This is a genomic window from Actinoalloteichus sp. AHMU CJ021 (genome assembly GCF_002895405.1).
Lineage (GTDB): Bacteria > Actinomycetota > Actinomycetes > Mycobacteriales > Pseudonocardiaceae > Actinoalloteichus_B > Actinoalloteichus_B caeruleus.
Genome location: NZ_CP025990.1, coordinates 5,390,093 through 5,401,002 on the forward strand (window position 1 = coordinate 5,390,093; position 10,910 = coordinate 5,401,002).

Here is a 10,910-nt window from a genome sequence, read left to right on the forward strand (position 1 = left end):
TTGGGGTCCCGTCGTCGGCTGTGCGGTCCTGCGTGCTGCCGGGGCGCCGACGCTAGCAGAGCAGGCCACGGTCCGGGAACCCGTCGCCACGCACCGTGCACCCCGGGGGCTGGCCCGGGACCGGGGCCGCCTCGTACCGTGGGTGCCGGTGCTCCCGGGGAACGGAGGCGCATGAGAGCGTTCGTGGTCGTCAGACCGGGCGCGGCCGTGGTCCGCGAGGTCGACCCGCCAGTCGCCGTGCCCGGGGAGGTGCTGGTGGACGTCTCCCGGGTCGGGGTGTGCGGAACCGACGTCGAGTTCTTCACCGGGGAGATGCAGTACCTGCGGGACGGGCACGCCCACTACCCCCTCCGGCTCGGCCACGAGTGGACGGGCACGGTGGCCGCCGTCGGCACCGGTGTCGACGAGGCATGGGTGGGACGGCGGGTGGTCGGCGACACCATGCTGGGTTGCCGCGCCTGCGACCGGTGTCGGCGCGGCCGCCGGCACGTCTGCGACCGGCGCGTCGAGGTGGGCATCCGAGGAGGCCGGGACGGAGCGCTCGCCGAACGGCTCGCGGTTCCCGCCGACTCGCTGCACGCCGTCCCGGACGCGGTGGACGACACCGCCGCCGCGCTGGTGGAACCCGGTGGGAACGCCCTGCGCGCGGTGCTGGCGGCACGTCTGGCCCCCGGGGACCGACTGCTGGTGCTGGGACCGGGGACCATCGGGCTGCTGGTCGCGATGTTCGCCCGGGCCGAGGGAGCCGAGGTCCACGTGCTGGGACTCCCGGGCGCGGCGTTGGACTTCGCCGCCGAACTCGGTGTCGCCGAGCCCCACACCCGTGACGCGCTCCCGCCGCTGACCTTCCACGCCGTGGTCGACGCGTCGAACGACCCCGCCCTGCCGGCGCTGGCCGTGGACCTCGTCGAACCAGGGGGCCGCGTCGTCTACGTGGGCCTGGCCGGCGCGCCGAGCCTGGTCGACACCCGCGCGCTCACGCTGCGGGACGTCACGGCGGTCGGGGTGCTCAGCGCCTCCCCGGCGTTGGCCGCGACGATCGACCGCTACGCCAGCGGGAGCGTGGACCCCCGACCGTTGGTGGCGGCGACCGTCCCGCTCGGCGGGGTGGCGGGCGTGCTGGGCGGCCGACGTCCACCAGGGGCGCTCGGGGGCCCCAAGATCCAGGTCGACCCCCGCCTCCCCGGCTGACCGGAGCCCCTGGCCGTGTCCTCACCGCCGGTCGAGTTCGGCCCGGATCGCGTCCCCGATCGCCGTCACCCGTTCCTCGGTCACGGTGTGCCCGCCAGGCCAGAGGCACACCCGGCACCGGACGTCGGTCCGCCGCGCCCACCCGCGCAGCCCGTCCACGGTGCACAGGGGGTCGTCCTCGCCGCCGACCGCGAGGACCGGGACTCGGAGCAGGTCGAACGAGGGACGGTAGGACACGCACAGTTCCAGGTCGGCCCGCAGGATCTCCAGGACGATCTCGCGGAGTTCCGGAGTCCTCACCACGAGGTCCGTCGAGGGGCCGGGTGGGAGCCAGGTGCGCAGCACCTCCTCATCCGGCAGCCGGGCGAGGTCCGGCCCCTCGGCCAGCGGTCCGCGTCCCTCGGCCTCGGACCACCCGGACACCACCAACAGTTCGGGTTGCCTCGTCCCGTCCCGGTGGGCGGCCGCGGCCATCTCCGCGGCGAGGAAACCGCCCATGCTGTGGCCGAACAGGACGTGCGGGCGGTCCAGCTCGTCGGCGAGCTCGGCCCGGAGCATCCTCACCAGCTCGGCCGCGTCCGAGGGCATCGGTCGGGAGAACAGGTTCTCCCGACCGGGCAGCTGAACCGGACGGACCCGCAGTCCGGGACCGAGCGCCGTCGGCCAGGAACGGTAGGTGGACGCGCCGGCACCCGCCTGCGGGAGGCAGAACACCGGCAGCGCGTCGTCGGTGTCGTCCTCGACCGACGGCAGGAAGGGGTTGCGGGGTGCTGGCACGGTCAGTGCTCCCCTCGGATGGCGTCAGCCGGCGGGAACATCCGTGCTGCGGACTGGGCGGGGCAGCCGGGAACACCGCCGGCGGCGTCGGGGGGGAAGCGCCGCATCAGCTCGGCGACGGCCCGCTGGTGTGGCGGCGCTCCCGGGGAGGTGAAGGCGGCCAACACCCCCTGCCGGGCGTGCCCGGGCTGTTCCTGGCCGAGTTTGAACATGCCCTCGACGGTGCCGACGTCCACCCGGAAGGCGCTGACACCGGGCAGCAGCTGCTCGAAGTAGTCCAACGAGCCGGTCATGTCCCAACCCGCGCCGAACCTGCGCTCGTAGAGCAGGGCGGTGGAGCGGACCACGTGGCGGGTGTCCTCCGTGCTGTCGAGCGGAGTGAGGTGACCGTGGACGTGCACGGAGGTGAAGTTCCAGGTGGGCGCGGCTGTGTCCCGCCCGTAGTGGGCGGGGGAGACGTAACTGTGGGGTCCGGTGAAGGTGAGCAGGCACGCGCCGCCACCCGCGAGGGCGTCCCGGTGCGGGTTCAGGCGGTTGAGATGCCCGAGGATCGTCAGGTCCGCCGGATCAGGGACGTCTCGCCCGGCGTCCGCGTCCGCGGCGAGCAGGACCGGGACGTGCGTGGCGAACAGGGCGCCGTCCGCGTGGGACACGAGGGTGGCCAGGGGAAAGGACCTGATCAACTCAACGAGGGGACGGGTGTCAGCCGCCCGGTACTGGTGGGGCACGAACATCGGTGGGCTCCTGGTCGGCGGACGCGGGCTGGGCGGGCCGTCCCCGAGGGACGCGGGGTCGGGCCGGGTCAACGCGACACGAGGGCGCGGGTGATCTCACCGCTGCGGACCGCGAGGTTGGACAACAGAGTCGAGGAGAGACCGTGGCTGTGTTCGGTACCGCCCTGGAGGTAGATGCCGGCCCGCACCGTCTCGGTGGTGGTGATCCGGTAGTCCCGCTCCACCCTCGGCCAGCCGTTCGCGTCCAGTTTGCACAGCGCGGCGAGCTCCCCGAGTGGACGCAGTGCGTCCCGGGGGCGGTAGCCGGTGGCGAGGACGACGACGTCGCACCTGCGGTTGGTGACCCGGCCGTCGGCCAGGGACCGCACCGCCACCGACACCTCGTCGTCCCCCTCCTCGGTCGCCACGACCCGCGACAGCCGTTCGAACAACAGCCGGGGCTCTCCGGCGACCCGTTCCTGGTAGGACCGCCGGTACAGCTCGTTGATCAGGCCCCCGTCCACCGCCGAGTAGTTGGTGCCGGCGTGGGTCCTCAGGAGGTTCTCCCGCGCGGGGAGCGCGGCTTCGAAGAACTCGTCCACACCGGCCGGGTCGAACAGCTGGTTCACGAACGGACTGTCGTCGGCCGGGGCGAAACCGTAGCGGGAACACACCGACCGCACCGTCGCCGTGGGGAAGGCATCGTGCAGGTGCGCCATCACCTCGGCGGCGCTCTGCCCTGCCCCCACCACCACGAAGCGGGGCCTGCTGGGAAGCAGTTCCCGGACCCCGTCCAGCCGGTGCAGCAGTTCGGAGCTGTGCCAGACCCGGTCGGACGGGGTGATGCCCTGGGGGAGCACCGGTTCGAGGCCGGGGGCGAGCACCACGTTGCGGGTCCGCACCCTCCGCGTCGCGCCAACGCCGCCGTGGGCGGCCACCACGTCGAAGGCGACCACGTCCGGCCCCTCGTTCACGGGGAGCACGTCCACCACCTCGTGGCCGTAGTGGACGGAGCCGGTGAAACGACCGGCCACCCATTCCAGGTAGTCGTGGTACTCCCGTCGGGACGGGAAGAAACTCTGGTGGTTGACGAAGTCGACGAGACGGTTCCTGTCGTGCAGGTAGGAAACGAAACCGAAGGAGCTCCGGGGATTGCGCAGGGTTACCAGGTCCTTGAGGAAGGACACCTGGAGCGTGGTGTCCGGCAACAGCATTCCCCGGTGCCAACCGAAAACAGGTTGACGTTCCAGGAATTGGGCTCGCAACCGCGTTTTCGGTGGTGCGGTCTCGTTGTGTTCGGCGATCGCCACGGCCAGGGCGAGGTTCGAGGGTCCGAAGCCCACTCCGACCACGTCACTGACCTGGTTCCCGTCGACCGGGACCGAGCCGTACATCGTGATTCCCTCCGTTGCTCGTCCGGTGGGTGCGAAGTCGTCGCACGGTGTGCGGGGGCAGGGGTTCCCAATTCCCCGATCCGTTCCACCGCTGGGGCGGGACCGTTTTCCGTCGTCCCGCCGGCGGGACGGGACGAGTGGTCCCGGGTCGGTTCAACGTCGAATCCAGTATCGGCGGTGAATTGGTCCCTCGGCCACGGGCGGGACCGACGATTCGCTGTGCCGGGCCCGGGTACGGTCGCACGGGCCGGGTGCGGACGCGTCCAGTGGCCCTCCGCCTCGCCGGCCCCACCCGGCGTCTCTGCTCGGGATGCGGACCGTGGCGGTAGGCCGGTCCTCGCGGGAGGGGGAGCCGGGCTGGCTCAGGCGGCACGGTCGTCGTCACCGCCCGTCACGCGGAGCAGGGCCGCGAGACCGGCGGCGGTGGTCGTCCCGAACAACGAGCGCAGTGGAACCGTCACGCCGACCAGGTCGGCCAACCTCGCGGCGACCTGGGGAACGAGCAGCGAGTGACCGCCGACGGCGAAGAAGTCGTCCTCGCCGTCCAGGTCGTCTCGACCGAGGACCTCGCGCCACGCGGCGAGCACGGCGGAGAGCCATCGGTCGGACTCGGCCGAGGTACGGGTCCGACCGCCGTGCCGAGGCCGGGGATCCGGGAGCCGCCGCCTCTCCAGCTTCCCGCTCGACGTCGTCGGCAACGCCTCGACCACCTCGAAGTACGAGGGAACGAGGGGGCGGGGCAGTCGTTCCCGCAACAGCGCCACCAGGTCGTGCTCGGCAGGAGGGCGGTCGGCGACGATCCAGGCGACCAGCACCGGTCCCGTCGACGAGCCCAGTTCCCGCAGCCCGACGGCCGCCGCCCGCACGTCGGGGTGCCGCACCAGCTGCGCCTCGACCTCCCCTGGTTCGACCCGCCAGCCCCGCACCTTGAGCTGGTCGTCCCGCCGGCCCGCGAGGGTCACCGACCCGTCGGCTCGGCGCACCCCCAGGTCCCCCGTCCGGTACAGCCGTGACCCGGGGGGCCCGAACGGGGCGGGCAGGAACCGCGCCGCCGTCAACCCGGGGGAGCCCCGGTAGCCCCTGGCCAACCCGGCTCCCGAGACGAAGATCTCCCCGACACAGCCTTCTGGCACTGGTCGCAGCCGCTCGTCGAGCACGTGGACCCCGGTGTGCCAGATCGGGACACCCCCCGAGGTGGGCCCAGCGGGCACCACCTGGGCGGCCACGCTGTCGCCGCTGGCCTCCGACATGCCGTAGAGATCCAGCAGCCGGGCCCGGGGCAAGACCTCGGTGAACCTCCTCACGAGCTCGGGACGCAGCGGTTCACCGCTGCTGATCCACAGCTCGCAACAGGACAGCCCGCCCCTGGCGGGGTGTTCCAGCAGCGCGGACAGCAGGCTGGGTACCACGGTGATCCGCCGGACGGAGTGCCGCCGCACCAGGTCGATCAGGGCCGTGACGTCCTCGGCCTCGTCATCGGTGGCCAGCACCACCCGCCCACCGTGCGCGAGTGGTCCGAGCAGTTCCGTCAGCCCGTCGGCGAACCCGATGGAACTCTTCGCGCACACGGGAACGTCCTGGCTCCACGGGTGCGCGGAGTGGAACCACGCCAACCGGTTGGTGAGCCCGCCGTGCGGACCCACCACCGCCTTGGGGCGGCCGGTCGACCCCGAGGTGTGCAGCAGGTAGGCCGCCGACTCCCGGCTGAGATGAGCCGGCGGGAGGCCGTCCTCGTCGGAGGCGGCGGGCACTCCCTCCGCCACGGCGCCGTCGACGACGATGGTGGTGGCCCCGGGAGCGCCCGGGACCGGCCAGCGGGGGTCCGAGGAGGTGAGGACCACGTCGGGTTCGATGTCGGACAGCAGCAGGGCGAGCCGCTCCTCGGGGGCGCGCAGGTCCAGTGGCATGGCGACCCCGCCGGCGCGGAACACCGCCAGCAGCGCGGCGACCATGTCGGGAGAACGGGGCAACGCGACCGCCACCACACGCTCGTCGGCGATGCCGGCGCCGCGCAGCATCCGGGTCAGGACGCGGACGAGGTCCTCCAACTCGGCGTAGGTGGTGGTGGTACCGCCGCACACCAGGGCGACCTCATCCGGCCGCAGCCGGGCCTGGTCGGCGACGAGGTCGGGCAGCGGACGCCAGGGCCCCTCGACGGGCGTCGCCGCGCGCCACTCGCGTCGCACGTCGTCGGGGCCGACGAGGAGGTCGGCGAGCGGCCGTTCCGGTTCGGTGGCGGCCGCGCGGAGCAGGTGGAGGAAGTCCTCGGCGATGCCGACGACGGTGGACTCGTCGAACAACGCGGCCGAGTAACCGAAACCGCAGCTGAGCCGCCCGTTGGACTTGACGATGCTCAGCGACAGGTCGAACTTCGACGGTGGCGCCACGCCGGCGAACCCGTCGATATCCAGTCCCGGGATGATCCCGGTCGTGTCGTCCTCGTGCTGGAGCTGGAACATCACCTGGAACACCGGGTGGTGCGTCAGGTCGCCGCCGGTGGCGAGCTCCTCCACCAGGCGTTCGAAGGGCAGGTCCTGGTGGGACTGCCCGTCGACGGCGACCTTGCGCACCCGGGCGAGCGCCTCGAGGAAACTTCCAGCCCTCGAGGAGGTCCAGCGCAGGGGTACCGGGTTGATGAACAACCCGACGAGGTCCGTCAACCGGGGGTCGGGGCGCCGGTCGAAGGGCACACCGACCACGATGTCCTCCCGGCGGTCCGCCGACCGCTGGGACAGGACCGCTCCGAAGGCGGTGAGGGTCGTCATGAACAGCGTGGCGTGCGCCCGCCTGCCCAGCTCCTCCAACGCCGATGTCAGCTCGGCGTTCACGACCAGTTCGAACTCGCCGTCCGAGCCCTCCCGCAGGTCGTGGTCGGGGTGGCGGGGGCGGTCGCTGACCAGTTCGAGCACCGGCGGCGCATCTCGCAGGTGCTCCCGCCAGTACCTCAGGTGCCCGGCCATCGCTGGGGAGGCCGTGGACCGCCGTTGCCAGACGGCGAAGTCCCCGTACTGCACCGGTACCGGTGCTGGTTCCTCCGTCCCGGGGGCGGCCTGGTAGTACTCGGCCAGCTCCCGGCGCAGCACGCCCAGCGAGGTCCCGTCGGAGATGATGTGGTGCAGAACGACGCACAGGACATGGTCCCGTTCGCCCAACCGGACCAGCGTGTGGCGCACGAGCGGTCCCGTCGCCAGGTCGAAGGGGCGGAGTTGTTCGCCGCCGACGATCCGCCGCGCCGCCTCGACGCGGTCGCCGTCGGCGGTGCTGACGTCCACCACCGGCAGCTGGACTGCCCACGGTGGCAGCACGCGTTGGTGGGGAACCCCGGCCTCGTCGGGGAACACCGTGCGCAGCGCCTCGTGGCGGGCCAGGGACGTGGAGAGCGCGGAGCGGAGCCGGTCGAGTTCCAGGGGGCCACGCAGGCGCAGGGACAGCATGTTGTTGTACATCGCGCTGTCGGGGAACATCCTGCCGAGGAACCACATGCGCTCCTGCGCGTGGGACAGCGGTGTGGGCTCCCCAGGATCCCTGGGACGCAGCTCGACCAGAGGGGGCACATCACCGACCGGTGCCTCGCCGACCCGCCGGACCCGGGCCGCCAGCTCCCGGACCGTGGGGAAGTCGAACAGCGCCCGCAGGGGCAGCTCGACGTCGAGGGCCTGCCGCAGGCGGTGCACGACCTGCGCCAACAGCAACGAGTGCCCGCCCAGCGCGAAGAAGTCGTCGCCGGGCGCGATCTCGTCCCGACCGAGGACGGCCCGCCACACCTCGATGATGGTGCGTTCGACTTCGTCCGGTGGGGCGGCCTCCGCCGGAACCACCACCTCCTCGGGGGCCGGCAGCCGGCGCCGGTCGACCTTGCCGTTGGCCGACAACGGCAGCTCGGGCAGGACGACGACGTGGCGGGGCACCATGTGCGCGGGAAGCCGTTCCCGCAGGTACGCGCGCAGCGTGTCCGGTGTCGCCGCCAGCTCCGGCCCGCCGGCGGCGACCAGGTACAGGGCCAGTGAGGGGTCATCGGTGTCCAGGTCGCGGGCGACCACCACCGCCTCGTCCACGTCGCCGCGCTCCCGGACGAGCGACTCGATCTCCGCCGGCTCCACGCGGTAGCCGTGCAGTTTGATCTGGAAGTCGGCCCGACCCAGGAACTCCAGGGTGCCGTCCGCGCGCCACCGCCCCAGGTCGCCCGTGCGGTACATCCGCGCCCCCGGTCGAGGGGAGTACGGGTCGGCGACGAAGGTGCGGGCCGTCAGGTCGGGGCGGCCGAGGTAGCCGCGGGCCAGCGGTGGACCACCGACGTGGATGACGCCGACCACGCCCACGGGGGCCAGGTTGAGGTCCCGGTCCAGGACGTAGATCCGCGATCGGGACACCGGGGTGGAGACCGAGGAGACCTCCGGCCCGACCACCACCTCGGCGGACGTCGACCGGGGGCAGGTGACGACGTTGACCTCGGTCGAGCCGTAGTGGTTGTCCAACACGGCTTCCGGCAACCCGGCGAACAGCTCGCGCACGGCGGGCGTCACCACTTGGCGGTCCCCGGTCGTGATCACCTCGCGCAGGGAGGCGACCCCCTCCGGCGCGGCGCGGGTGTACCGGGCGAGCTGGTCGAGTGCGACCACCGGGAGCAGGACCCGTTCGATGCGGTGCCGGTGGATGAGCCCGGCCACCTCTGCGATGTCGAAGCGCTGCTCGTCGTCGGCGACGATCACGTGACCCCCGGTGCTCCAGGTCGCCCACAGCTCGTAGCAGCCCACGTCGGAGGTGATGGGGAAGTAGTGCAGGACCCGGGAGCCGTGCCGGTACTGGGCGCGACTCCACTCCATCAGGTTGACCTGCGGCAGGTGTTGCATCGCGATTCCCTTGGGCCGCCCGGTGGAGCCCGACGTGTAGATCACGTACAGCAGCGAGTCCGGACCGGCGCCGCGGACCACCGGAGTTCCGGGCGCCGTCGACAGTGCCTCCAGGTCGAGTGGTGCGGTCGGCGCGTCCGTCGACGACCGCACCAGCCGTTCCGTCTCCGGCTGGTGCAACACCAGGTCCGGTCGTGCGTCGGTGAGGACGAACCGGAGGCGGTCGGCGGGGTGGTCGGGGTCGAGGGGCAGGTATCCGGCGCCCGCCTTGGCCACTCCCAACACCGCGACCGCCATCTCCACGCCGCGACGGGTGCAGACCCCGACGAGCCGTTCCGGCCCGACGCCCTGGTCCCGCAGCGTGTGCGCGAGGCGGGTGGCCAGCGTGTCCAGCTCCCGGTAACTGAGGACCCTGCCGCGCGCCTCCAGGGCCGGGGCGTCCGGAGTGGCGGCGACGTGGTGGTCGTACCAGTCCAGCACGGTGCGGGTGCTCGCGGCGGTGCCGGGGGTGGAGGGAGGGGGCTGCTTCGTCGCGTGGACCATGACGTCCTCTCTCAGGAGGCGGAGAAGGTGACCGGGAGTTCGCGGGGGCCGCGCAGCATGGGACCGAGGGTCCAGGCGATGTCTTCGGGCGGCACCGCCAACGTGAGGTACGGCAGGCGCCGGAACAGCACCCGCAGCGCGGTTTCCGCCTCCAACCGGGCCAGTTGGGCCCCGATGCAGCTGTGGACACCGTGCCCGAAACCCAGGTGCCCGCCGTCCGACCGGTCGGGCAGGAACGCGTCCGGCTCGCCGAACCTCGCCGGGTCCCTGTTGGCGCCCGCGAAGGAGATCACCACCCGGTCGCCAGGCTCGATGACCGCCCCACCCACTTCGAGGCGTTCGACCGCGTAGCGGTGCACCGAGGACTGGATGGGGGAGTCGATCCGCAGGGTTTCGTCGACCACCGCCCGCAGCGCCCGGGAGTCGGCGAGGACAGCCGGTTCCCGGTACTCGGGCCGGGTCAACAACCGCAGGACCGCCGAACCCAGCAGGGGGACGGTCGTGGTGTGGCCGGCGCCCAGCAGCACGTACACGAGGCCGTGCAGTTCCTCCTCGGAACGCAGCCGCCCCTCGTCGAGCTGGTCCAGCAGGTGGCTGAGCAGGTCCGCGCCCCGGTGGTGCCGCTTGTACCCGATGAGCGCGGCCACGTAGTCGGCGGTCTGCTTCACCGCGTCCGGGTCGTCCGCGCCGTTCAGGTCGCTGCGCATGAACAGGTCCATGACGACCTCCGGGGGGCGCCGTTCCCTTGGAGGGATCCCGAGCACCTCGTGGATCACCGCCACCGGCACCGGCAACGTGTAGCCGGGCACCAGGTCCGTCTCCCCGGCCCGCTCCATCGCGTCGACGGCCCGCGAACAGATCCGTTCGATGGCTGGCTGGTGCGCGGCCAGCGCCCGGGGCGTGAACGCGGAGGCCAGGGACCGCCGGAGCCGGGTGTGGTCCGGGGCGTCGATCCCCAACAGGTTCCCCGCCACCGGAGTGCCATCCTCCGGTGGCGCGGGGTCGGTGTTGCTCAGGCGCTCGTCGGTGAGCAGCGCCCTGCCCACCTCGTAGGAGGTGACGAACCACAGCGGGGCGGTTCCCCCCGAGGCGGGCACACTGCTGACCGGCATCTCCCGCCGCAGCCAGGCCAGGTTCGGGTAGGGGTCTGGATCGCCGGGGGCGGTGCTGCTCTCCCGCTCCCCGGAACCGTTGATCGCAGCCATCAGCTCGTCCTGTTCGCTCGTGCTGTCGTCGGGCCCGCGCGGGTGTCCGAACCGTTCCGGGAAACCGTCCGCGTGAATGCGCGAACCGGTCCGGCGGAAAACGCTACGGCTCCCGGAACGCCGCTCCCAATATCGCGGCGAAGGGAATTCGTATCCGGGTCGCGAACGGCGGACGGCGGGCGATGGTCGGTGTCACGCCGACGACGGTCCTGGTGGAAGCCTTGCCCGTCCCGCCGG

6 protein-coding genes are annotated in these 10,910 nt (G+C 72.5%); 1 reads left to right on the forward strand and 5 read right to left on the reverse strand.

What is annotated here, in order from left to right:
- The first annotated feature begins 171 nt into the window (after window positions 1–171).
- Window positions 172–1,191, forward strand: coding sequence for a zinc-dependent alcohol dehydrogenase (locus C1701_RS22885; protein ID WP_026420692.1), 1,020 nt, complete (start codon window positions 172–174; stop codon window positions 1,189–1,191).
- Between the two features lie 21 nt (window positions 1,192–1,212).
- On the opposite strand, the gene C1701_RS22890 is transcribed toward C1701_RS22885, so the two are convergent.
- The 5 genes from C1701_RS22890 to C1701_RS22910 form a co-directional block, all read right to left on the reverse strand.
- Window positions 1,213–1,968 (reverse strand): thioesterase II family protein, encoded by a 756-nt coding sequence (locus C1701_RS22890; RefSeq protein ID WP_337661888.1) that lies wholly within the window; start codon window positions 1,966–1,968, stop codon window positions 1,213–1,215.
- A 2-nt stretch (window positions 1,969–1,970) separates the two neighbouring features.
- A complete protein-coding gene (locus tag C1701_RS22895) occupies window positions 1,971–2,702 on the reverse strand; it encodes an FMN-binding negative transcriptional regulator (protein ID WP_103056574.1) in 732 nt (243 codons plus the stop codon).
- Window positions 2,703–2,770: 68 nt separating this feature from the next.
- The gene (locus tag C1701_RS22900; RefSeq protein ID WP_035293191.1) at window positions 2,771–4,075 is read right to left on the reverse strand and encodes a lysine N(6)-hydroxylase/L-ornithine N(5)-oxygenase family protein; all 1,305 of its coding nucleotides are present in this window, start codon (window positions 4,073–4,075) and stop codon (window positions 2,771–2,773) included.
- A 362-nt stretch (window positions 4,076–4,437) separates the two neighbouring features.
- Window positions 4,438–9,468, reverse strand: coding sequence for a non-ribosomal peptide synthetase (locus C1701_RS22905; protein ID WP_103056575.1), 5,031 nt, complete (start codon window positions 9,466–9,468; stop codon window positions 4,438–4,440).
- A gap of 11 nt (window positions 9,469–9,479) precedes the next feature.
- Complete coding sequence (locus C1701_RS22910; RefSeq protein WP_051314402.1) at window positions 9,480–10,673, reverse strand: cytochrome P450; 1,194 nt, start codon at window positions 10,671–10,673, stop codon at window positions 9,480–9,482.
- Between the last annotated feature and the right edge of the window lie 237 nt (window positions 10,674–10,910).